The 22,869-nt window shown below is 70.6% G+C and carries 21 protein-coding genes; 15 read left to right on the top strand and 6 right to left on the bottom strand.

The genetic code is table 11. From position 1 onward, the window contains the following. Entirely contained in the window at positions 1 to 810 is an 810-nt protein-coding gene (locus VHD82_RS33870; RefSeq protein WP_325713154.1) for a dienelactone hydrolase family protein, read from the bottom strand. Between the two features lie 91 nt (positions 811 to 901). Between VHD82_RS33870 and glmS the strand changes: the two genes are divergently transcribed. The 9 genes from glmS to VHD82_RS33825 all read left to right on the top strand — a co-directional run bounded on the left by glmS (position 902) and on the right by VHD82_RS33825 (position 11,257). Then, entirely contained in the window at positions 902 to 2,764 is a 1,863-nt protein-coding gene (gene glmS, locus VHD82_RS33865) for a glutamine--fructose-6-phosphate transaminase (isomerizing) (RefSeq protein ID WP_325713151.1), read from the top strand. A gap of 9 nt (positions 2,765 to 2,773) precedes the next feature. Then, positions 2,774 to 4,210 (top strand): NAD(P)H-hydrate dehydratase, encoded by a 1,437-nt coding sequence (locus VHD82_RS33860; protein WP_325713149.1) that lies wholly within the window; start codon positions 2,774 to 2,776, stop codon positions 4,208 to 4,210. A gap of 65 nt (positions 4,211 to 4,275) precedes the next feature. Continuing rightward, on the top strand, positions 4,276 to 5,292 hold the full coding sequence (locus VHD82_RS33855; protein ID WP_325713147.1) for an NAD(P)-dependent alcohol dehydrogenase: 1,017 nt from the start codon (positions 4,276 to 4,278) through the stop codon (positions 5,290 to 5,292). Continuing rightward, positions 5,285 to 6,070, top strand: coding sequence for a DeoR/GlpR family DNA-binding transcription regulator (locus tag VHD82_RS33850; protein WP_325713145.1), 786 nt, complete (start codon positions 5,285 to 5,287; stop codon positions 6,068 to 6,070). The genes VHD82_RS33855 and VHD82_RS33850 overlap by 8 nt, the downstream gene beginning before the upstream one ends. Further along, positions 6,067 to 7,473, top strand: a complete 1,407-nt coding sequence (gene xylB / locus VHD82_RS33845) for a xylulokinase (protein WP_325713143.1) — start codon at positions 6,067 to 6,069, stop codon at positions 7,471 to 7,473. The genes VHD82_RS33850 and xylB overlap by 4 nt, the downstream gene beginning before the upstream one ends. 61 nt (positions 7,474 to 7,534) lie before the next feature. Continuing rightward, the gene (gene alr, locus VHD82_RS33840; protein WP_325713141.1) at positions 7,535 to 8,650 is read left to right on the top strand and encodes an alanine racemase; all 1,116 of its coding nucleotides are present in this window, start codon (positions 7,535 to 7,537) and stop codon (positions 8,648 to 8,650) included. After that, positions 8,650 to 9,747, top strand: a complete 1,098-nt coding sequence (locus tag VHD82_RS33835) for an alpha/beta hydrolase (RefSeq protein WP_325713139.1) — start codon at positions 8,650 to 8,652, stop codon at positions 9,745 to 9,747. The genes alr and VHD82_RS33835 overlap by 1 nt, the downstream gene beginning before the upstream one ends. Further along, positions 9,732 to 10,208, top strand: coding sequence for a tRNA (adenosine(37)-N6)-threonylcarbamoyltransferase complex ATPase subunit type 1 TsaE (gene tsaE / locus VHD82_RS33830; protein ID WP_325713136.1), 477 nt, complete (start codon positions 9,732 to 9,734; stop codon positions 10,206 to 10,208). The genes VHD82_RS33835 and tsaE overlap by 16 nt, the downstream gene beginning before the upstream one ends. Positions 10,209 to 10,258: 50 nt before the next feature. Next, positions 10,259 to 11,257, top strand: a complete 999-nt coding sequence (locus VHD82_RS33825; RefSeq protein WP_325713134.1) for a zinc-dependent alcohol dehydrogenase — start codon at positions 10,259 to 10,261, stop codon at positions 11,255 to 11,257. On the opposite strand, the gene VHD82_RS33820 is transcribed toward VHD82_RS33825, so the two are convergent. Beyond that, the gene (locus tag VHD82_RS33820; protein ID WP_325713132.1) at positions 11,254 to 12,567 is read right to left on the bottom strand and encodes a carboxyl transferase domain-containing protein; all 1,314 of its coding nucleotides are present in this window, start codon (positions 12,565 to 12,567) and stop codon (positions 11,254 to 11,256) included. The two genes, VHD82_RS33825 and VHD82_RS33820, sit on opposite strands and share 4 nt — an antisense overlap. Continuing rightward, positions 12,560 to 13,999 carry an acyl-CoA synthetase gene (locus VHD82_RS33815; protein ID WP_325713130.1) on the bottom strand — a complete coding sequence of 480 codons (1,440 nt, stop codon included), beginning with the start codon at positions 13,997 to 13,999 and terminating at the stop codon, positions 12,560 to 12,562. Before VHD82_RS33815 ends, VHD82_RS33820 begins: the two co-directional genes overlap by 8 nt. A 125-nt stretch (positions 14,000 to 14,124) precedes the next feature. Here VHD82_RS33815 and tsaB point away from each other — a divergent pair, with 125 nt between their 5' ends. The 3 genes from tsaB to tsaD are packed head-to-tail and all read left to right on the top strand — an operon-like array spanning position 14,125 to position 16,291. Beyond that, positions 14,125 to 14,778, top strand: coding sequence for a tRNA (adenosine(37)-N6)-threonylcarbamoyltransferase complex dimerization subunit type 1 TsaB (gene tsaB, locus VHD82_RS33810; RefSeq protein ID WP_325713128.1), 654 nt, complete (start codon positions 14,125 to 14,127; stop codon positions 14,776 to 14,778). Next, positions 14,775 to 15,245 carry a ribosomal protein S18-alanine N-acetyltransferase gene (gene rimI, locus VHD82_RS33805; protein WP_325713125.1) on the top strand — a complete coding sequence of 157 codons (471 nt, stop codon included), beginning with the start codon at positions 14,775 to 14,777 and terminating at the stop codon, positions 15,243 to 15,245. The genes tsaB and rimI overlap by 4 nt, the downstream gene beginning before the upstream one ends. Further along, on the top strand, positions 15,245 to 16,291 hold the full coding sequence (gene tsaD / locus VHD82_RS33800; protein ID WP_325713123.1) for a tRNA (adenosine(37)-N6)-threonylcarbamoyltransferase complex transferase subunit TsaD: 1,047 nt from the start codon (positions 15,245 to 15,247) through the stop codon (positions 16,289 to 16,291). The genes rimI and tsaD overlap by 1 nt, the downstream gene beginning before the upstream one ends. Here the strand turns inward: tsaD and VHD82_RS33795 are convergent. Both VHD82_RS33795 and VHD82_RS33790 read right to left on the bottom strand, forming a co-directional pair. Beyond that, positions 16,288 to 18,183, bottom strand: coding sequence for a peptidoglycan recognition family protein (locus tag VHD82_RS33795; RefSeq protein ID WP_325713121.1), 1,896 nt, complete (start codon positions 18,181 to 18,183; stop codon positions 16,288 to 16,290). The genes tsaD and VHD82_RS33795 overlap by 4 nt on opposite strands. 87 nt (positions 18,184 to 18,270) lie before the next feature. Then, on the bottom strand, positions 18,271 to 18,654 hold the full coding sequence (locus VHD82_RS33790; RefSeq protein ID WP_325713119.1) for a helix-turn-helix domain-containing protein: 384 nt from the start codon (positions 18,652 to 18,654) through the stop codon (positions 18,271 to 18,273). Positions 18,655 to 18,721: 67 nt separating this feature from the next. Here VHD82_RS33790 and VHD82_RS33785 point away from each other — a divergent pair, with 67 nt between their 5' ends. From VHD82_RS33785 to groL, 3 genes are all read left to right on the top strand, one after another. Then, the gene (locus VHD82_RS33785) at positions 18,722 to 19,588 is read left to right on the top strand and encodes an NADP-dependent oxidoreductase (RefSeq protein ID WP_325713117.1); all 867 of its coding nucleotides are present in this window, start codon (positions 18,722 to 18,724) and stop codon (positions 19,586 to 19,588) included. Positions 19,589 to 20,162: 574 nt separating this feature from the next. Then, on the top strand, positions 20,163 to 20,456 hold the full coding sequence (gene groES, locus VHD82_RS33780; protein ID WP_139095519.1) for a co-chaperone GroES: 294 nt from the start codon (positions 20,163 to 20,165) through the stop codon (positions 20,454 to 20,456). 76 nt (positions 20,457 to 20,532) lie between these two features. Continuing rightward, the gene (gene groL / locus VHD82_RS33775) at positions 20,533 to 22,149 is read left to right on the top strand and encodes a chaperonin GroEL (RefSeq protein ID WP_325713114.1); all 1,617 of its coding nucleotides are present in this window, start codon (positions 20,533 to 20,535) and stop codon (positions 22,147 to 22,149) included. A 223-nt stretch (positions 22,150 to 22,372) separates the two neighbouring features. On the opposite strand, the gene VHD82_RS33770 is transcribed toward groL, so the two are convergent. Continuing rightward, complete coding sequence (locus VHD82_RS33770) at positions 22,373 to 22,675, bottom strand: WhiB family transcriptional regulator (RefSeq protein WP_325713112.1); 303 nt, start codon at positions 22,673 to 22,675, stop codon at positions 22,373 to 22,375. Between the last annotated feature and the right edge of the window lie 194 nt (positions 22,676 to 22,869).

Here is a 22,869-nt window from a genome sequence, read left to right as displayed (position 1 = left end):
TCAGGCCGCGGCGAGGCTCGGGTCGAAGTCGATGGCGGCGCGTTTGACGTCCGCTTCGAGCAGCGGCCGGTACCTGCCCGTGCCCGTGAGGTGCGTCAGGAAGAACGCCGTGAACAGGGCCTTGACCAGCCGTTGCGTGCCGTGGTGGGGCTTCCCGTGCAGCAGCCGCTGGCTCCAGTGGCTGCCCTCGGTGACCGCCAGGTGCGAGGACTTGTCGAGGATGCGCAGCTGAACCGGGCCTCCCCACGCCTTGGCGATCGCCTCCGCGTTCGCGACGGCGGGGGCGACCAGATCGCCCTCCGCGGCCAGGTGCAGCCCGGGGACCTGCACCTTCCGCGCCGCGTCGCTGGCCGAAGGCAGCGTCTGCGCCGCCGCGAACGTGGCGACGGCTTTGACGTTCTCGGCGTCCGCAGCGGCCAGCACGGCGGAGCCGCCCCCGACGGAATGGCCGGCCAGGCCCAGCTTTGCCGGGTCGACGCTGATGTTGCCCGGCCCGAGCCGCACGCCGGAGATGATGTCCAGCGTGCCCCGCAGGTCGGCGGCGAACAGCCGGTGCGACGGCAGCGGGCCGCGCTGCGTGGCGGGCGCCGCCGCGACGATGCCCCAGCTCGCGAGGTGGCTGAGGAGCCCGTGGTACCGCCCGGGCGGCTGCAGCCAGCCGTGCCCGAATGCGATCGCGGGCAGGCCCAGCCCCGAGGTCGGGGTGAACACCACCCCCGGCAGCCCGGCGAGCGCGAGGTTCCCGCGCAGCACGTCGTGGCCGCCCCGGTGGGACAACTCGTCAAGCAGTTCCTTGGGCTTGCTGGCCATGCGCGGCAGCCTAGCCGACCCGGCCGCCGGTCACCCGCCGCGATCGCCACCCTCGACGGACGCGCCGCGCGCCGCAAGTAGTCTCGCTGGGGTGTGCGGAATTGTGGGATATGTCGGCCATCGGCGTGCGCTGGACGTCGTGCTCGGCGGGCTCCGGCGAATGGAGTATCGCGGTTACGACTCGGCAGGTGTCGCCGTGTTGCACGGCGCCGGCGAGCTGACCGTCGAGCGGAAAGCGGGCAGGCTGGCGAACCTGGAGCAGGAACTCGACCGCACGGGCCGCGAGCGGTTCACCGGCACCGCCGGCATGGGGCACACCCGCTGGGCGACGCACGGCGCCCCCATCGACCGGAACTCGCACCCGCACCGGGACACCACGCAGCGGGTCGCCGTGGTGCACAACGGGATCATCGAGAACTTCGCCGCGCTGCGCGCCGAGCTCGAGGCGGATGGCGTCGAGCTGGCGAGCGACACCGACACCGAAACCGCGGCCCATCTCGTGGCCAAGGCGTACGACGAGGGCCCGACGGCAGGCAACCTGCCGGCCAGCGTCGGCGCGATCTGCCGCCGGCTCGACGGCGCGTTCACGCTGGTCGTCACCCATGCCGACGAGCCGGACCTGATCGTCGCGGCGCGCCGGTCCTCGCCGCTGGTGGTCGGGGTCGGCGAAGGCGAGACGTTCGTCGCTTCCGATGTCGCCGCGTTCATCGAGCACACCCGCGAAGCCGTGGAGCTGGGGCAGGACCAGCTCGTGGTGATCGGCCGGGACGGCTACGAGGTCACCGATTTCGCCGGGGAACCGGCGCAGGCCAAGCCGTTCACCGTCGCCTGGGACCTGTCCGCCGCGGAAAAGGGCGGGCACGACTACTTCATGCTCAAGGAGATCGAGGAGCAGCCGGAGGCGCTCGCGAACACGCTGCGCGGGCATTTCGACAACGGCCAGATCGTGCTCGACGAGCAGCGGATGGCCGACCAGGACCTGCGTGACGTGGACAAGGTCTTCGTCGTCGCCTGCGGCACGGCTTATCACTCCGGGCTGATCGCCAAGTACGCCATCGAGCACTGGACCCGGCTGCCCGTCGAGGTCGAGCTGGCGAGCGAGTTCCGCTACCGCGACCCGGTGCTGGACCGCGACACCCTGGTGGTGGCGATTTCGCAGTCCGGCGAGACAGCGGACACCCTCGAGGCGGTCCGGCACGCGCGCGAGCAGAAGGCCCGGGTGCTGGCGATCTGCAACACCAACGGCGCGCAGATCCCGCGCGAGTCCGACGCGGTGCTCTACACCCACGCCGGGCCCGAGGTCGGGGTGGCCGCGACGAAGACCTTCCTGGCGCAGATCGCGGCGAACTACCTGGTCGGCCTCGCGCTCGCGCAGGCGCGCGGCACCAAGTACCCGGACGAGGTGGCCCGCGAGTTCGCCGAGCTGGAGGCCATGCCTGCCGCCGTCCACAAAGTACTGTCCACTGTGGAGCAAGTTCGGAAGCTCGGCCGGGAGCTGGCCGACTCCAAGGCCGTGCTCTTCCTCGGCAGGCACGTCGGTTTCCCGGTGGCGCTGGAGGGTGCGCTCAAGCTCAAGGAGCTCGCGTACATGCACGCCGAGGGCTTCGCGGCGGGCGAGCTGAAGCACGGACCGATCGCGCTGATCGAGAGCGGGCTGCCGGTGGTGGTCGTGATGCCTTCGCCCAAGGGGCGCGCGGTGCTGCACGCGAAGCTGGTCTCGAACATCAGCGAGATCCAGGCCCGCGGGGCACGCACGATCGTGATCGCCGAGGAGGGGGACGACACGGTGCGCCCCTTCGCCGACGAGCTGGTGGAAGTTCCCGCTGTGCCAACGCTTTTGCAGCCCCTGGTGTCCAGCGTGCCGCTACAGGTGCTGGCCGCCGAAATCGCTCGTGCGCGTGGTTATGACGTGGACAAGCCGCGCAACCTGGCGAAGTCCGTGACCGTGGAGTAAACAGGCCGGGTGCAGGGAATCTGGACCACAGAACACATCCGCGGCGCCGAGGAACGGCTGCTCGCGGCCACGCCCGAGGGCGCGCTGATGCAGCGCGCGTCGTTCGGGCTGGCCGTGCAGGCGGCCGACATGCTGGCCCAGCACACCGGGCGCGTCGCGGCGGGCCGCGTCGTGCTTCTGGTGGGTGCGGGCAACAACGGCGGTGACGCGTTGTGGGCGGGGGCCTTCCTGCGCAAGCGCGGAGCCGGTGTCACGGCGGTGCTGCTGAACCCGGAGCGCGCACACGCGGAAGGGCTTGCGGCGCTTCGCCGCGCGGGCGGGCGCGTGGCGTCCGATGCTCCGCGCGCGCTGGAAAACGCGGATCTGGTGATCGACGGCATCGTGGGCCTTTCCGCGCGCGGGCCGTTGCGGGACAACGCGGCCGAGCTGCTCCCGTACATCAGCGCGCCCGTGCTGGCCGTAGATCTGCCGAGCGGAGTGGATCCGGACAACGGCACCGTTCCGGGCGCGGCGATCACGGCCACGCGCACGGTGACCTTCGGCGCGCGCAAGCCGGTACACGTGCTCAACCCGGCGGCCTGCGGTGACGTGGTGCTGGTCGACATCGGCCTGGCGCCCGAGCTCGGCGAGCCCGATCTGCGCCTGCTCGACGGGGTCGACGTCGGCGTGGCGTGGCCGGTGCCGGGGCCGCAGGACAACAAGTACAGCCAGGGTGTCGTCGGGATCGCGGCCGGTTCCGCGACCTATCCCGGGGCCGCGGTGCTCGCCACCGGCTCGGCGGTGCTGGCCACCTCGGGCATGGTCCGCTATGCGGGCCCGGCCGCGGACTTGGTGCGGTCGCGCTGGCCGGAGGTGGTGGCGACGGGTTCGGTCACCGACGCGGGCCGTGTGCAGGCGTGGGTCGTCGGGCCGGGAATCGGCACCGGGCACGAGGGTCGGCGCGTGCTGGGGCACGTGCTCGCCGAAGGCGTCCCGGTCTGCGCGGACGCCGACGCGACCACGTTGATGGCGCACTACCCGGACGTGCTGGACGCGCGTGACCCGGGAACGCCCTTGGTGCTGACGCCGCACGCGGGCGAGTTCGAGCGGCTGACCGGCTCCGCGCCGGGCGACGACAGGGTGCGCGCGGTGCGAGAGGCGGCGCGCAAGTACGACGCTGTGGTGCTGCTGAAGGGAAACACCACGTTGATCGCCGCGCCGGACGGTCGCGTGCTGGCGAACGTGGCGCGGGGTTCCTGGCTCGCGACGGCGGGTTCCGGGGATGTGCTGTCCGGTCTCGTCGGCGCGCTGCTGGCGAGCGGGCTGGATCCGTGGCTGGCGGCCGGGGCGGCGGCGTACGTGCATTCCCTCGCGGCCGATCTCGCCGCGCGCGGCGTGCCGGTCTCGGCTTCGGGCGTGCAGGCGGCCGTGCCGGAGGCGATCCGGAAGCTGCGCTCGCTCGCCTAGGAGTTATCGAGTTTTGTGTTAACAATCGGTCCGCCGTTTGATAGGAATGAGCGGTGGGCGATGGCATGAAGGTCTCGGTTCTGTACGGCGTGCACGACGTGCGCACGGAGACCAGGCCGGTCCCGGAACCGGGGCCGGACGAGGTGCTGGTCCGGGTCACCGCGGTCGGCACCTGTGGTTCCGACGTGCACTACTACGAGCACGGCCGCATCGGTGACTTCGTCGTGAAGCAGCCGCTGGTGCTCGGACACGAGCCGAGCGGCGTCGTGGTCGCGGCCGGGAGTCAGGCGCGGCGGCACGAGCTCGGGCAGCGGGTCGCGCTGGAGCCGGGCGTGCCGTGTTCGCGGTGCGCGCAGTGCAAGCTCGGCCGCTACAACCTCTGTCCCGACATGCGGTTCTTCGGCACCCCGCCGATCGACGGCGCGTTCTGCGAGTACGTCGTGCTGCGCGAGGATTTCGCCCACCCCATCCCGGAAAGCCTCAGTGGCGAAGCCGCCGGTCTGCTCGAACCGCTGTCGGTCGGCGTGTGGGCGAACCGGAAAGCGCGGGTCGCGCCGGGCAGCCGCGTGCTGATCACCGGCGCCGGGCCGATCGGGCTCGTCGCCACGCAGACAGCGCGCGCGTTCGGCGCGAGCGAGGTGCTGGTGACCGACGTGAACCCGCGCCGGCTGGCCGTCGCGCGGGAGCTGGGAGCGACCGAAACCCTCGACGTGTCAACGGAAAGCCTGTCGGGAAGCGCTTTCGAGCCGGACGTGCTGCTGGAGTGTTCCGGGGTGCCGGCCGTCGCGGCCGGGGCGATCCGCAAGGTCGGCAGGGCCGGCCGGGCGGTGCTGATCGGCATGGGCGGGGACGAGATCCCGTTGCCGCTCGCGCACGTGCAGAACTTCGAGATCGAGGTGACCGGCACCTTCCGCTACGCCAACACCTGGCCCACCGCGATCGCGCTGGCCGCCAGCGGCGAGGTGAACCTCGACCGGCTGGTCACCCACCGGTTCACCCTCGACGAGGTGGAGCAGGCGCTGACCGTCGCGGCAAGGGACGAGTCGGTGATCAAGGCCGTGGTGGTCCCGGATCATGGCTAGACCGTCCGACGCGGAGGTCGAGCAGCGCCGGCAGAACGTGTTGCGGCACGTGATCGACCACGGTGAGGTCCGGATCGACAGGCTCACCGAGACCTTCGGCGTCAGCCTGATGACCATGCACCGGGACCTCGACGATCTCGCCGAACGCCGGTTGCTGCGCAAGTTCCGCGGCCGTGTCGCCGCGTATCCGGCGCTCACCATCGAGACGGCGAAACGGTTCCGCGAAACCCTCAACGTCGGATGCAAAGAAGCGCTGGGCGCCGCGGCGGCGAAGCAGGTCCGCGCGGGGCAGACGGTGTTCCTGGATGACTCGACCACGCTGTTTCCCTTGGCGCGCTTGATGCCCGAGGTCGTGGCGGTGACCAACTCGCTGGAGGTCGCGCGGCTCCTCGGCGCCCGCGAAGGCGGGGAAATCCTGTTGCTGGGCGGGCGGTACACGGAGTTCGACTCCTGTATCGGCCCGGACACGATCGCCGCGCTGAGCCGCGTGCGCGCCGACATCGGGTTCGTCTCGGCCACCGCGATCGCCGCCGGCTGCCTGTACCACCCGGTCCGCGAGTACGCCGACCTCAAGCTCGCCGCGCTCACCGTCGCCCAACGCAACGTGCTCGTCGTCGACCATTCGAAGTTCGGCAAGACGGCGACGTACGCGTACGGCGAGGCGAGCGCGTACGACCTGGTGATCACCGACGACGAAACCCCGGCCGACGAACTTGCCGCACTGCGCGCAACCGGTACTGACGTGGAAGTCGTGTGCACGAAAGCGGAGGAACTATGACAGCGCCGTTGGTCGCCGGGGTGGATTCGTCCACCCAGTCGACGAAGATCGTGGTGTGTGACGCGCACACCGGGGCGGTGGTGCGCACCGGGCGCGCTTCGCACCCCGACACGACCGAGGTCGACCCGCAGGTGTGGTGGGAGGCGTTCACCGAAGCCTCCGACGGACTGCTGGAGGGGGTGCGCGCGATCGGCATCGGCGGCCAGCAGCACGGCATGATCACCCTCGACGAAGCCGGGGAAGTGGTGCGCCCGGCGTTGCTGTGGAACGACACCCGCTCCGCGCGGGCGGCCGAGGCGCTGATCGAGGAGCTGGGCGGGCCGGCCGCGTGGGCGAAGGCCGTCGGCTCGGTGCCGGTGGCGAGCCTGACCGTGACCAAACTGCGGTGGATGGCCGAGCACGAGCCGGAACTGGCCAAGCGGGTGGCTCGCGTGCTGCTGCCGCACGACTGGCTCACGTGGCGGCTGCTGGGCGGCGAGCCGGTCACCGACCGCGGCGACGCCTCCGGCACGGGGTATTTCTCCCCGGCGGACAACGCTTACCGCGAGGACATTCTCGCCCACGCTTTCGGCCGCACGCCCGCGCTGCCGCGCGTGCTCGGCCCCGCCGACCCCGCCGGGCACACGTCCGACGGCGTACTCGTCTCGGCTGGCACCGGGGACAACATGGCCGCCGCGCTGGCCTTGGGACTGTCCAAAGGGGACGTTGTGGTCTCGCTCGGCACGAGCGGCACCGTGTTCGGGGTGTCGGAGACGGCCCCCGACGACCCGACGGGCACCGTCGCCGGGTTCGCGGACGCCACCGGCCGTTTCCTGCCGCTGGCCTGCACGCTCAACGCCGCGCGGGTGCTCACGGCGACGGCGGCGATGCTCGGTGTCGACCTCGCGGGGCTGGACAGCCTTGCGCGGCAGGCGAAACCCGGCTCCGGTGGCCTGACCTTCCTGCCGTACCTCGACGGCGAGCGCACCCCGAACCTGCCGGACGCGGCGGGTTCGCTGCACGGGCTGCGGCGCGCCAACATGACCCCGGCGAACCTGGCGCGCGCGGCCGTCGAGGGCATGTTGTGCGGTCTGGCCGCGGGGCTGGATGCCGTGCAGGCACAGGGATCGGCGGCGCGACGGGTGCTGCTCATCGGTGGCGCCGCGCAGTCCGAAGCCGTGCGTGAAGCGGCGCCGACGGTGTTCGGCCTGCCGGTGGTCGTGCCCGAGCCCGCCGAGCACGTCGCGCTCGGGGCCGCCCGGCAGGCGGCGTGGGCGCTGGCCGGAACGCCGGAACCCCCGGTGTGGTCGGCGAACAGTAGCCTCGAACTCGCCGACGGTGACGGCCCGGCCGGAGCGGAGCTGCGGCAGCGGCATCTCGACGTGCGTGCGCTGGTGCACGACGTGCCGGGCGGGAAAGGCTGAGACCTGCGGGTTTCGGCGGCCGTGGCCCGGCCGGAAACGCGCTGTGGGAAAATCGGCGCCGATGAGCCCCGAATTCTCCCGCGCCGAGGTCGTCATCGATCTCGATGCCATCCGGCACAATCTGCGGCTGCTCGCGTCCCGGGCGGCCGGCGCCGCGACGATGGCTGTGGTCAAGGCGGACGGCTACGGGCACGGCGCGCTGCCGGTGGCCAGGGCCGCCGTCGAGGCCGGGGCCACCTGGCTGGGTGCGTGTTCGCTGGCCGAGGCGCTGGCGTTGCGCGCGTCGGGTATCACCACGCGCCTGTTCAGCTGGCTCGACCTGCCCGATGTGGACTTCGCGCCGGGGATCGAAGCGGGCATCGACCTTTCGGTGAGTTCCGCCGCCGAGCTGGCGCGGGTGGCCGAGGCCGCACAGCGCACCGGTGGCACCGCCCGCGTGCACCTGAAGATCGACACCGGTCTGTCCCGCAACGGTTGTCCGGCGTACGCGTGGCCCGCGCTGGTGAAGGCGGCCGCGGCCGAGCCGGGGGTGGAGGTGGTCGCCGTCTGGTCCCATCTGGCTTGCGCGGACGAGCCGGGGCATCCCTCGATCGACGCGCAGGCCCAGCGTTTCCAGGCGGCGTACGACATCGCGCGTGAGGCCGGGCTGAACCCGTTGCGGCATCTCGCGAACTCCGCGGCCACGCTCACGAGGCCGGATCTGCACTTCGACGTCGTCCGGCCCGGTATCGCGATGTACGGGCTCAATCCCGTGCCACAGCAGGAAGATCTGCGTCCGGCGATGACCTTCCGGTCCACCGTCGTGCTCACCAAACGCATCGAGGCGGGCGAGTCTGTCTCTTATGGACACACGTGGACAGCGGAGCGGGCGACGAACCTGGCGCTGGTGCCCACCGGGTACGCCGACGGGGTGCCGCGCACGCTGTCCGGGCGGATGAGCGTGTGGCTCAACGGAAAGCGCCGTCCGGTGGCCGGCCGGGTCTGCATGGACCAGCTGGTCGTCGACTGCGGGGATGACGAACCTTCGGCGGGCGACGAGGTGGTCCTCTTCGGCGCGGGCACTCTCGGCGAGCCGACCGCGCGCGAATGGGCAGATACCATAGGAACGATCGACTACGAGATCGTCACCGGGATGTATCGGCCGCGCGTCCGGCGGCGGTACCTGGGGGAGGCGTGATGATGGCGTCGCGGCGGCTGCTCACGGTCGTCGGCGGTGCGGCGGCGCTCGTCACCGGCACGGCCGCGGCCACCATCGCGGTCACCGCGCAGCAGCGCAAGCTCAGCGAAGCCCTCACCGACGAGCACCTCGGCGAGCTGGACGCCGATCGCATCTTCACCGTCGCGGCCGACGACGGCGCCCCGCTCGCGGTGTCGGAGATCGAGCCAGAGGACGGCGAGGCCGAGCTGACCGTCGTCGGCGTGCACGGGTTCGCCCTTTCCCAGCGCAGCTGGTACTTCCAGCGCCGGGCGTTGTCGTCCCTGGCGCTGCCGCGGGTCCGGCAGGTCTACTACGACCACCGCGGGCACGGGCTTTCCGGTGCGGCGAACGAAAAAACCAGCACCATCGAGCAGCTCGCGCGTGATCTGGACGCGGTGTTGCGCGCCGTCGCGCCGAACGGCCCGATCGTGCTCATGGGACATTCCATGGGCGGCATGGTGATCATGGAGCTGGCCCAGCAGAACCCGGAGCTGTTCGCCGATCGGGTCGCCGGGGTCGCGTTCATCGCCACCGCGGCCGGCGAGGTCGGCGGAAAGGGCCTGTCGCGCGGGCTGCTGTCGAAGTACAACCCGCTGACCCGAGGTGTCGGCGGGCTCGCGGGCTGGCAGCCGGGGCTCGTGGAGTTCGTCCGCGCCGCCGGCGGTCAGCTGACGCGGCCTGCCGTGCGGCGGCTGGCTTTCGGTTCGCGGGATGTGCCGCCGAAGGTGGTCGACTTCCTGCTGGAGATGCTGGCCGTGACGCCGGTGCGGGGGCTGGTCGACTTCATCGCCACCCTGGGCAGTCACAACCGGTATGCCGCGCTGGCCGGGTTGAAGCACGCGCACGTACTCGTGATCGGTGGCGACGCGGACAGGCTGACCCCGTACACGCACGCCGAGCGGATAGCGGCGGAGCTGCCGGACGCGGAGCTGGCGCGGGTGCGCGGCGCGGGGCACATGGTGCAGCTGGAGCAGCCCGAGCTGGTGAACAGCCACCTGATCGACCTGGTGCAACGATGTGCTGGAGTAGACAACATGACCTCTTTGAGTCGGATCTGGCGATGGCTGAACAAGTGAGCCTGGAACTGCCCACCGCCGAAGACACCGTCCGCTTCGGCGAGGCGCTGGGCGCGCTGTTGCAGGCGGGCGACCTGGTGCTGCTGGCGGGCCCGCTCGGGGCCGGGAAAACGGTGCTGACCAGGGGAATCGCGGCCGGTCTCGGGGTTTCGGGGCGGGTTTCGTCGCCCACGTTCGTGCTGGCACGGACACATCCGGCGGGCAGCCGCGGCGTGCCGCTGGTGCACGTGGACGCGTACCGGCTGGGCGGCGACCTGGCCCAGCTGGACGACCTGGATCTGGACACGGATCTGGAGGCGTCGGCGGTGGTCGTGGAATGGGGCGAGGGCTCGGCGGAACGGCTGTCCGAGGACTACCTCGTCGTCCGCCTCGACCGCAGGCCCGATGACGTGCGGGTGTTGGAGCTGGAGCCGCACGGGGCTTGGCAGTCCCGGCTTTCGGAGCTGTCCTTCGCGCGTTGACGCGGTCTAGGGTTTCGGACGGGTGCCGAAATCTCGGACAGGAGGACCTGATGAGCCGCGCGGTTTCGATCGAGCAGCCCGAGTCGTTGCGCGTGGTCCGGGCGGAACCGCAGCTGCCGGAGCACGGCGAAGCGGTGGTGCGGGTCGCGTGGTCCGGAATCTGCGGTTCGGACCGGGAGCTGTTCGCCGGCACCCGCGCCGAGGGCTATGTGCGGTATCCGGTGATCCCCGGGCACGAATGGTCGGGCACCGTGGTCGAGCTCGGGCCGGGGACCGATCCCGAGTTGCTCGGGAAAAAGGTTGTGGGAGAAGGGTTTCGCAACTGCGGCCGGTGCGCGGCCTGCCGTCGTGGGGACACGAACCTGTGCCAGGCCGCTTACGACGAGACCGGCTTCACCCAGCCCGGTGCGTGGGCGAACGAGCTGCGCCTGCCTGCGCGGCTCCTGCATGAACTACCCGAGGACGCCGACCTGAAAGCCGCGGCGTTGCTGGAACCGGCGGCGTGCATGGCGGCCGCGTGCCTCAAGGCGAACGCCGTGCCGGGGGAGCGGGTGGCGGTGGTCGGCGGCGGCACGCTGGGCATGCTCGCGGTGCAGTTGCTGGCCGTCGGCGGGCCGGGCGAGCTGGTCGTGGTGGACCCGCGCCTGGACCGGGCGGAGCTGGCGCGGCGGTTCGGCGCATCGGCGCGAACTCCGGACGAGGAGCTGGAGCCGTTCGACGTGGTGGTCGAGGCGGCCGGGGCGCCCGGCTCGGGCAGTCTCGCGATCCGACTGACCCGACGCGGTGGGCGGGTGGTGCTCACGGGGCTGGCCGGCACGGAGACCGAGCCGATCGCGCCCGCGGACCTCGTTGCCTCGGCTGTCACCGTGCACACCGTGTTCGGCGCGCCGTCCCGTGCGTGGTCACATGCCGTGCGGGCCTTCACCGCCGGACTGCTGGATCCGCTGCCGCTCGTCACACATGAGTTCCCGATCGACGAGGCGGCGCGGGCGCTTGCGACCCTCGCCGACCCGACGGCGCCGACCGGTAAGATCCTGTTGCACCCCTAAACGATCGCCCGCGCGATGCCCAGCGAGAGCAGATCCTGTGGGCGCAGCCGGAGCTGGTTCGCGGTGTCCGGGACTTCGGCGGCCGGACGTTTGAGGATTGCCGCCGCCGCTTCCGGTGACGTGACAGAGAAGTAGCTGTCCGGCGTGACCCACGTCCGCCCCGGAGCGGCGAAAGCCAGCGCGCCGCCCGACCCACCCTCGCCGATCACCAGCGTCGTCACCGGCACCGACGCGCTCGCGATGGCGGCGAACATTTCCGCGATCGACGACCCTACCCCGGCTCGTTCGGCTGCCGCGTCGTTCGCCGCGCCCGGGGTGTCGACCAGCGTCAGCACCGGCACGCCCAACTGGTCGGCGAGCCGCACAAGCCTTGCGGCAGTGCGGAAACCCGACGGTTGGGTCGCCGTGCCGCATTGCGCCGCATACGCGATCGTGACGCCGCCGCGAAGCCCGAAGCCGCATTTCACGCCCTCGTCCACGCCGCCGGAACGATCGCCGCTGATGTCCTCCCGCCAGTCGAAATACGTGTCGAGATAAGCCTCGGCGTGCGGACGCCGCGGCGCACGCGCGGCCTGCACCGCGTCCCAACCGGTCTCCGGCAAAGCCTTGGTACCCAAGGAAGACGGCGGTTCGGCTGGGCGGCCATCCGCGCTCGTGAGCAGCTTGAGCCAGCGCGCGAGCCGGTCGGCCAATTCGCCGGGATCGACCACCGCGTCAACGTGGCCGGACGCGAACTGCGACTCCGCGGTGTAGGCGGAGGCGTCGCCCTCGGGGCGCACTCGCGAGCCCGCGAAGCCGACCTGCGCGCCGGGCAACGCGAGAGTCACGTCGGCGCCCGCGCCGAGCGTCGCCCACCCGCCGCCTGTCGTGGGATCGCGCAGCACGGAGATCAGCGGAATTCCGGCCGCCCGCGTCGCCGCCGCTTCGCGGGCGATGCGCTGCAACTGCGTGAGCGCGGCCATGCCCTCCTGCATCCGGCTGCCGCCGGTCGCGATCAGCGAGACCACCGGCGTGCCCAGCTCACGCGCCCTGGTGAACGCGGCTTCCAACCGGTCACCGGTCCGCCTGCCAAGGGAACCGCCAAGGAATCCGAACTCGAAAGCGATCAGCGTCGCCTCGACGTCGCCGACCTTTCCGGCACCGCACAGGACGGATTCCCGTTCCCCGGTGCGATCTTCGGCTCGCGTGCGGGCGTCGTCGTAACCGGGCCAGCCGATCGGACCGTCCACAGTGGACGACGCGACCGCCGTGAGGTACTCGGTGAACCCCGAGCACAGTGAGCCGACCAGCGCGCGTGCGGATTCAACCATCTAGCGCCCGCTTCATCACCTTGCCCATGTCGTTGCGCGGCAACGCATCCAGGAACCGCACGACGCGCGGGCGCTTGTGCGGTGTCAGCAGCCGCGCCACGTGATCGACCAACTCCTGCTCGGCAGGCCGCTCGCCGTCAGGCACGATCCACGCGACGATCCGCTCGCCGAGGTCCTCGTCCGGCTCGCCGGTGACCGCGGCCTCGGCCACGCCGGGGTGCTCCAGCAGCGCGTTCTCGATCTCGCCCGCGCCGATCTTGTACCCGCCGCTCTTGATCAGATCGGTCGCCTTGCGGCCGACAATTCGCAGGTAGCCGTCGGAATCCCGGGTGGCCATGTCACCGGTGCGGAACCAGCCGTCGACGAACACCTCGGCGGTCGCGTCGGGCCGGTTGAGATATTCGGTGAACAGGTTCCGGCCGCGCACCTGGATCTCGCCGACTGTCTCGCCGTCGCTGCCTTCGATGACCGCGCCGGACTCCTCGACCAGCCGCACCTCGACCCCGCGCAGCGGGACGCCGACCGTGCCCGGTTTGCGCTCCCCGTCCGCGCGCACGCTGGTGTTCATCAGCGTCTCGGACATCCCGTACCGCTCGACCACCTCCTGCCCGGTCGCCCCGGTGATCCGCTGGTGGTCGTGCACGGGCAGTGCGGCCGAACCCGAGACGAGCAGCCGGGCGCCGCCGAAAGCCTTGGCCAGCGCGGGATTCTCCGCCACCTCACCGGCGATGCGGTGATACATCGTCGGCACGCCGAACATCATCGTGGCGTCACCGGCGAGTTCCTTCGCGGCCGCCTCGACCGAGAACTTGCCGAGGTGATGCACACTGCCGCCGCGCCGCAGCGGGCCGAGAATGCCGAGGATCAGGCCGTGCACGTGGAACAGCGGAAGCCCGTGCACCAGCACGTCGTCGGCGCTCCACTGCCAGGCGTCCTCCAGCGCGTCGAGCGTGGTCGAGATCGCGCGGCGGGGGAGCACCACGCCCTTGGGCGGGCCGGTGGTGCCGGAGGTGTAGACGATCAGCGCCGGGGCTTCGCCGTCCGGCTCTTCGGGCAGGTCGCCCCGGCTGCCGGTCAGTTCGACGTCCTTGCGCGGCAGCGCGGCCAGTGCCTCGGGCAGCTTCGCGCCCGGTTCGGTGAGGACGAGTTCGGGCGTGCTGTCGGACACGATGTGGCCGAGCTCCCGCTCGCCGATCTTCGGGTTGACCGGGATGGCGGGGATTCCGGCGAGCAGCGCGCCCACGACGGCGACGCTCGTGTGGATCGACGCGGTGGCCCACAGCGCGACGCGCACGGGCGCCGCCGCCTGCAGGTCACGGGCCAGCGTGCCGGCTGCCGCCGCCAGCTCCGCGTAGTCGAGGGAGTGCTCGGGAAACCGCAGCGCGTTCTTGGCCGGCGTCGCCGCCAGAGCCGGGAACAACCGATCAGGCAAGCTCGTCTCCTCAGAAAATTGGCTAAGTGGCTGAGCCAATTGGAGCCTGGTCACCCCGGGCTGTCAAGCGCTGACCTCCCCGGTCGCGATCGGCGCACGGGCGAGGGTCGGTAGGCTGGGTAGCCGTGCTGGTACTCGCCATCGATACTTCCACGCCCGCGGTCACCGCCGGGGTGGCGAACCTGGAGCGCGCCGACGTCACCGTGCTCGCCGAGCGGATCACGGTGAACCCCCGCGCGCACGGCGAACTCATCACCCCGCACGTGATCGAGGCCGTGGAGACGGCGGGCCGTCAGCTCTCCGACCTGGACGCAATCGTTTGCGGCGTCGGGCCCGGCCCGTTCACCGGCCTCCGTGCGGGCATGGCCACCGCCGGCGCGCTCGGCCACGCGCTCGGCATTTCGGTGTACCCGGTCTCCGGCCATGACGCGATCGCCGCCGAGGCGCTGCCCGGCGAACCTTTCCTCGTCGTCACCGACGCCCGGCGCCGCGAGGTCTACTGGGCCTCCTACGACGCGAACGGCAAGCGCATCGAAGGCCCCGAAGTGTGTGCCCCGGCCGGTCTCGGGCTGACGGTGGCCGCAGGCGACGGCGCCCGCCAGTACGCCGACAAGCTCGGCGTCCGCGTCGTCGAGCCGTACTACCCCGCCACCGCGGGCCTGGTCACAGCCGCGAAGCGCGAGCTTGTCGCCGGGATGCCGCCCGCCCCGCTGACGCCGCTGTACCTGCGCCGTCCCGACGCTGTCGAACCGGGAGCCAGGAAGCGAGTCTCCGCATGAAGCTGGCCCCGTTGCGCCGCAAGGACATCGCCCGCTGCGTCGAGATCGAGCGGTTGCTCTTCGCCGGTGACGACCCGTGGAGCGCCCGCGCGTTCCACTCCGAGCTGGACGGCGGCGGTTACTACCTCGGCGCATACACCGACGAAGACGCTCTAGTCGGCTACGCGGGTCTCGTCACCGTCGGCCGCCCCGGCGAATTCGAGTCCAGCGTGCACACCATCGGCGTCGACCCGGAGTACCAGGGCCAGGGCCTCGGCACGGGCCTGCTGCGCGCGCTGCTGGCCCGAGCGGACGAGCTGAATGCTCCGGTGTTCCTCGAAGTCCGTACCGACAACGAGCGCGCGATCGGGCTGTACGACCGGCACGGATTCGTCCGGATCGGCGTGCGCAAGCGCTACTACCAGCCGTCCGGGGCCGACGCGTACACGATGAAACGGCCGGCCCGTGCCGAACAGGGGGTGAGCTGATGTCCCGGATCATCCTCGGCATCGAAAGCTCGTGCGACGAAACGGGAGTCGGCCTGGTCCGGCTGCACGACGACGGCAAGGTGGAGCTGCTCGCCGACGAGGTGGCCTCCAGCGTCGAGCAGCACGCGCGCTTCGGCGGAGTCGTGCCCGAGGTCGCCAGCCGCGCGCACCTCGAAGCGATGGTGCCCACCGCGAACCGTGCCTTCGCCACCGCGGGCCTCGAACTGTCCGATGTGGACGCCATCGCCGTCACGGCGGGGCCCGGCCTTGCCGGTGCGCTGCTCGTCGGCGTGTCCGCGGCCAAAGCGTATGCCGCCGCGCTGGACGTGCCGCTATACGGGGTCAACCACCTCGCGGGGCACATCGCGGTGGACACCCTCGAACACGGCCCGCTGCCGACGCCGTGCCTGGCGCTGCTGGTCTCCGGCGGGCATTCACAGCTGCTCCGGGTGGACGACATCGCGGGCGCGATCACCGAGATCGGGTCCACTGTGGACGATGCGGCGGGGGAGGCCTACGACAAGGTCGCCCGTGTGCTCGGCCTGCCGTACCCCGGCGGCCCGCCCATCGACAAGGCGGCCAAGCAGGGCAACCCGTCGGCGATCAGGTTCCCCCGCGGGATGACCGGCCCGCGGGACGCGAAGTTCGACTTCTCCTTCTCCGGCTTGAAAACGGCCGTCGCCCGCTGGGTGGAAAGCGCCGAACGCCGTGGCGAGGAAATCCCGGTGAACGACGTCGCGGCCTCGTTCCAGGAGGCTGTCGCCGACGTGCTGACCGCGAAAGCCGTTCGGGCGGCGAAGGAATCGGGCATCGGCACGCTCGTCATCTCCGGCGGCGTCGCGGCCAACTCCCGGCTTTCGGAGCTGGCGCGCGAGCGCTGCGAGGCTGCCGGGATCGAGCTGCGCGTGCCGAAGCCCAGGCTGTGCACCGACAACGGGGCGATGATCGCCGCGCTGGGCGCGCACGTCGTCGCCTCCGGTGCCAAACCGTCCTCTTTGGACATCTCGGCGAACCCGGCGTTGCCGGTCGAGGTCGTTTCCCTCTAACGGCCGAGTGTCACGTCGTCGAGCTTGACGTACGCGACGCGGTGCCCGAACTGGATCTGCACGTACTTCGTCTGGCCGCGCACCACCACGTGCGAGGCGGGGTCGAACGTCGTCGCCGAGTAGTACTCGGAGTCCAGCACCGGGCCCGCCACGTACCGCTGCCCGGCGGAAAGCGTGTACTGCAAGGGAACGACGTCCTGCGGCGTGATCCCCGCCGGGTACGCCTCGGCCTCCGGGTACGCCCGGCCGTACACCGGGATCGTCGCCAGGCCCGGCTTCGGCGTGACCACCCGGCCCAGTGCGGGCTGGGCGTGCACGCTCGAGAACCAGCCCTTCTGGCCAAGGAACCAGATCGCCGTCCAGTCGCCACGCACCTCGGCGACCGCGTACTGCTGCCCGGTGGAAACCCGGCTGCCCACGTCGGCAACGCCCATTGTGGACGGTGAACCGTCCGGGTGCAGCCCGATGTCGGCCAGTAGCGGAGCGTCGTCGCGGGGCTCGGTGCGCAGGATGACCGCTGACGAACCGCGCACCGGGCAGACCGCGCCGGGGCTGTCGCAGCCGGTGAACGCCGGGTGGTTGGCCGCGAAGCCGGGCTTGATCGTCACCAACCCCGTCTGCTGCCGCGGCCACGCCACGAACGGCGCGCCGAGCAGGTCGAAGTAGTGCGACCAGTCCCAGTACGGGCCCGGGTCCCAGTGCATGCCCGCCACCGTCGACGGGGTGGTGCCGGGCACGTTGTCGTGGCCGAGAATGTGTTGCCGGTCAAGGGGAATCCCGTACTTGCCCGCCAGGTAGCGGACGAGCTTGGCCGAGCTGCGGTACATCGCCTCGGTGTACCAGGTGCCCTTCGCGCCGAAGCCCTCGTGCTCCACGCCGATGGACTTCGCGTTGACGTACCAGTTCCCCGCGTGCCAGCCCACGTCCTTGGTCTGGATGTGCTGCGCGATGTGCCCGTCGGCCGACCGCAGTGTGTAGTGCCAGCCCAGGTACGTCGGATCCTGCACGAGCGCGAGGGCTTCGTCGTAGCTGCATTCGGTGTCGTGAATGACGATGTGCGTGATCCGCTGGCTCTTCGGCCGCTCGGCCTTGTCGTAGTTGCCGTAGCCGCCGTCGATTTCCTGGTACGGCGCGGGAATCCACTCGGCCGAGACCCCGGGAGGGGCTTCCACCGCGCCCTGCGCGGCGGCCGGCAGGCCGAGCGAACGCACCTGGGTGCGGGCCGGGGTGACCGGCACCGCGTCGAGCCGGACGGACTGGCCGTCGTCGGTCACCCGGCTCATGCCACCGGTGATCACCCCGAAGACCTCGTCCGCGAAGGTGGCCGCGGCCGTCGAGTCCGTGGCCCCGCTGTACTTGGCCACGGCGCCGTACCAGTCGGCGGGGTTCGAGCTCGTCACGCCGAGTTCTCGTTGGTACTGAGCCAAGACCGCGGCCCCGCCCCGGATGTTCTGGGCCGGATCCGTGCGCAGGGCGGCGGCGTTGACACCGGTCAGCTCCGAGGCGAGATCCACCGTCTGCATCGCCGGAACCGGTGCCGCGGCCCGCGGCGCTTTGGGCCTGAGCGCCGGACGAGCCGCGTCACCACGCGGATCCTCCGTGCCCTTGTCGTGGTGGCTGCCGCCGGCCGCGGCCGTGCGCAGATCGGTGAGATGCATGGGCCCGTACCCGGCGCCGGTGCTCGGCGTGCCGGCGTTGTAGTCCCAGCGGGATTTCAGGTACGACACGCCCAGCAGGACCGGCTCGGGCACGCCGAACTCCTCGGCCGCCGCGGCGAACGCCTGTTGCCTCCCCGCGCCACTCGCCTGCGCGGCACCGGGCGCCGCGACGGCGATCCCGGCCGCGCCGGCGGCGACGGCTCGAAGGGCATTGCGGCGGTTGAACGGGTCCATGAACTCTCCTCGCGAGCCGAGTGCTGACCGAAAAATACACACAGGCCGCAAGGTTGGGTACATTCCTTAGGCGGTTCCCGTACTCTTTCAGCTGATCGGTTCCGGCGCCGGCCGCTCGTCGAACGCGCGGCGCGCCGCCATGATCTCGTCCACGTGCTCCTCCGCCCAGCCGCCCAGCGTGTTGAACAGCTCGCCGACCTCCGCGCCGAGCGCCGTCACGGAGTACTCGACTCGCGGCGGGACGGTGGGGTACACGGCGCGGCGCACGAGCCCGTCACGCTCCAGGAGGCGCAAGGTCTGCGTCAGCATCTTCTGCGTGACGCCTTCCAGCCTGCGGCGCATTTCGTTGAACCGCAACGGTTCCTCTTGTTTGCGCAGCAGGCTGAGTACGAGCAGCGCCCATTTGTTGGTGAGCGTCTCCAGGACCGTGCGGGCCGGGCAGGCGTGCAGGTAGGACTGGACGGTATCCATGAGGTACTTGGGTATCAAAAAGGTGCCTTCTTCACAATGGATACCTTTGGCTCGCACGATGGATTCCATGCAAGCGATCATTCAGCGGGCCCTCGGCGGTCCGGAGGTCCTGGAACTTGTCGAGGTCGATCCACCGGAACCCGGCCCGGGCGAAGTGCTGGTGCGCGTCCGCGCGGCGGGCGTCAACCCGGCCGACTGGAAGGCGCGCTCCGGCCGGGTCGAGGGCTTGGGTGAGCCCCCGTTCCGGGTCGGGTACGAGTTTTCCGGCGAAGCAGAGGGCCGCGATGTCTACGGGCTGTGGCTGACGCGCTGGGGCGCGTACGCCGAGTACGTCGCCGCGCCACGCGAAGCGCTCGCGCCGAAGCCGCCGAGCCTCGACCACGTGCATGCGGCAGCCCTGCCGACAGCCGCACTGACGGCGTGGCAAGGACTTGCCGACGCCGGCCTTTCGGCGGGGCAGCGGGTGTTGATCCACGCCGCCGCCGGCGGCGTCGGACACCTGGCCGTGCAGATCGCCAAGCACCTGGGCGCGTACGTGATCGGCACCGCGAGGGCGGAGAACCACGACTTTCTGCGCGCACTCGGCGCGGACGAACTGATCGACTACACGGCCGTGGACTTCACCGAGCACGTGGCCGAGGTCGACGTCGTCTACGACCTGGTCGGCGGCTCGTATGGTTCGCGATCGCTGCGGGTGCTGGCCGAGGGCGGGATTCTCCTTGACGCCCAAGGCAATGACGCGACCGCGGACCCTCGCTACCGGCGCTTCTACGTCCGCGCCTCCGGTGAGGATCTGGCGCAGATCGGCGACCTGGTGGAAGCCGGCCGCCTACGGGTGGAAGTGGCCGAGGTGCTGCCGCTCTCGGCGGCCGCGAAGGCCCACGCGCTGAGCGAATCGGGGCATGTGCGGGGAAAACTCGTGCTCACGCCGTGACGAAGGCCCCTGGTTCTTCCCGTGGGAACCAGGGGCCTCTTCCGTCACGTCAGCATTTGCCGCAGCAGCCGCATCCCGAACCGGTGCACGAACTGCAGCAGTTGCACCCAGCCATGTGAAACACCATCCCTTCGGAGTTTTTCACCCCGGGCCGCACTCCCAAGGTAGGGACGCGGGGGCGCGGTCAACACCGCCCGAAGGGTGAGATGACGATATCGCTCGGTGACAGCATCGCTCGCCGACAGCATCGGTCGGTGACAGCTCTTCGCACAGGCCGAGGCGGCCCCTGCTTGTGTGGCTGGCCATGTGACGCGGCGCGGGGGTGCGCCCTGTCCTTCGCGCGGGTCAAAACCGACCCTGCTTGCGTGGCTGGCCATGTGACGCGGCGCGGGGGTGCGCCCTGTCCTTCGCGCAGGTCAAAACCGACCCTGCTTGCGTGGCTGGCACTCGCATGGCTAGAGTGCTAATTGCACGGCACCGCACACGCCCCGGCACCCGCGACGGCGGGGGTGGTAGGCGCCAAAAACCTGTAAGTACCTGCCAACGCTTTCGACGACCCGTGGAGGTCAACCCGGTGAGCGTGAACATCAAACCGCTCGAGGACAAGATCGTTGTCCAGACGAGCGAGGCCGAGGAGACGACGGCTTCCGGTCTCGTTATCCCCGACACCGCCAAGGAAAAGCCCCAGGAGGGCAAGGTTCTGGCCGTGGGCCCGGGCCGCGTGGACGACAAGGGCAACCGCATTCCGGTGGATGTCAGTGTCGGCGACGTCGTGATCTACTCCAAGTACGGCGGCACCGAGGTCAAGTACAACGGTGAGGACTACTTGATCCTGTCCGCTCGCGACGTGCTGGCCGTCGTCAACTGACGTCGGCGTATGCGCCTGATGCCCCGGGCCCCGCATCGCCGGGGGCCGGGGCATTTCGCTGTCTGAGAGGACTTAAATGCCTAAGCAGATCAACTTCGACGAGGACGCCCGCCGGGCGCTCGAGCGCGGGGTGAACAAGCTGGCCGACGCGGTCAAGGTCACCCTGGGCCCGCGCGGCAGGCACGTCGTGCTCGACAAGAAGTTCGGCGGCCCGACCATCACGCTCGACGGCGTCACCGTCGCACGTGAGATCGAGTTGGACGACCCGTTCGAGAACCTCGGCGCGCAGCTGGCCAAGAACGTCGCCACCAAGACCAATGACGTCGCCGGTGACGGCACCACCACGGCCACCGTGCTGGCGCAGTCCCTGGTGAAGGTCGGCCTGCGCAACGTGGCCGCCGGTGCCAACCCGACCGCGCTCGGCCGGGGTATCGAGGCCGCCGCGGACAAGGTCGTGGAGGTGCTCAAGAGCAAGGCCACGCCGGTCAAGGGCCGCGAGAACATCGCCCAGGTCGGCACCGTGACCTCCCGTGACGCCACCATCGGCGCGCTGCTCGGCGAGGCCGTGGAGAAGGTCGGCGAGGACGGCGTGATCACCGTGGAGGAGTCCTCCACGCTGGCCACCGAGCTCGAGATCACCGAGGGTGTGCAGTTCGACAAGGGCTACCTGTCGGCGCACTTCGCGACCAACCCCGAAGAGCAGCGGGCGATCCTGGAGAACGCCTACGTGCTGTTGCACCGCGAGAAGATCTCCGCGCTGGCGGATCTGCTCCCGGTGCTGGAGAAGGTCGTCGAGGCCAAGAAGCCGCTGCTGATCATCGCCGAGGACGTCGACGGTGAGGCGCTGTCCACCCTGGTGGTCAACGCCCTGCGCAAGACGATCACCGCGGTCGCGGTCAAGGCGCCGTTCTTCGGTGACCGTCGCAAGGCCTTCCTGGACGACCTCGCGGTCGTCACCGGTGGCGAGGTCGTCTCCTCCGAGATCGGCCTGAAGCTGTCCGAGATCGGTCTCGACTCGCTGGGCTCCGCCCGCCGGATCGAGGTCACCAAGGACGTCACCACGATCGTCGACGGGGCGGGCACCAAGGCCGACATCGACGGCCGGATCGCGCAGATCCGCAAGGAGATCGAGACCACCGACTCCGACTGGGACCGCGAGAAGCTGCAGGAGCGGCTGGCCAAGCTCGGCGGCGGGGTCGCCGTGATCAAGGTCGGCGCGGCCACCGAGACCGAGCTGAACGAGCGCAAGCACCGTATCGAGGACGCCGTGGCTTCCACCAAGGCGGCCGTCGAGGAGGGCATCGTGCCCGGCGGTGGTTCCGCGCTCGTGCACGCGGTCAAGGAGCTGGACGACCTCGGCCTCACCGGTGACGAGGCCACGGGCGTGAAGATCGTCCGTGACGCGCTCTCCGCGCCGCTGTTCTGGATCGCCGGCAACGCCGGCCTCGAGGGCGCGGTCATCGTGTCCAAGGTGCAGGAGCAGGGCTGGGGCCACGGCCTCAACGCTGCCACCGGCGAGATCACCGACCTGCTCGCGGCCGGCATCGTCGACCCGGTGAAGGTGACCCGTTCCGCGGTCGCCAACGCCGCGTCGATCGCCCGGCTCGTGCTCACCACGGAAAGCTCCGTGGTCGAGAAGCCGGTCGAGGAGGACGAGGACGCGCACGGCCACGGTCACGGCCACGCGCACTGACGCCTGAACGGCAGAAGGGCGGCACCCCGGCCGGGTTGCCGCCCTTTTCCATGCCTGCCAACGCTTTCCGGCGTTGAATTACACGACACAGAACGCGGCGAACCGCGAATTTCGTCCGGCTGGAGCGGAAAAATGCCGATCTCGAGGCGATGGTCCCAGGTTCGGCAAGGAAAAAGGGGCGGCATCCGGTGGACCCGGTCGCCGCCCCTGATTCCACTCCCCCTCACTGGCCGGTGAGGCTCAACTGCCGTTTGCCCGTTTTGATGATGCTCTCCCGTTCGGACTCCGAGAGCCCGCCCCAGATCCCATAGGGCTCGTGCACGGCCAGCGCGTGCTCGCGGCACATCCGCAGCACCGGGCAGGCTGTGCAAATCGCTTTGGCCCGGGCTTCCCGCCGTGCCCTGGCCGGTCCGCGCTCCCCGTCGGGATGGAAGAAAGCCGCACTGTCCATCCCTCGGCAGGACCCCTCCAGCTGCCAGTCCCAGATGTCCGCATTCGGGCCTGGAAGCCTGCGCGTGTCTGCCATCGTGACCGCCTCCGCTTTTTCGGTCTGTGACCCCTGCTGTTGCGCTAGGACTACTCCATTTGGTGCAACGGCGGTAACGTTAGAAGCGCGCCAATAGTTGTTCAAGGGAATCAATCGGATTCAGCCGTTAGGTATCCCCCGCAAGCGTGAGAACGACCGCTTTCGCAGGTCGGAATGCATAACATTCAGGTTGC

The sequence above is a fragment of the Amycolatopsis sp. genome, from assembly GCF_035546795.1.
In the GTDB taxonomy this organism is placed as follows: domain Bacteria; phylum Actinomycetota; class Actinomycetes; order Mycobacteriales; family Pseudonocardiaceae; genus Amycolatopsis_E.
Note: the sequence above shows the minus strand (reverse complement) of the source record. Positions and strands in the feature narration are given on the sequence as shown.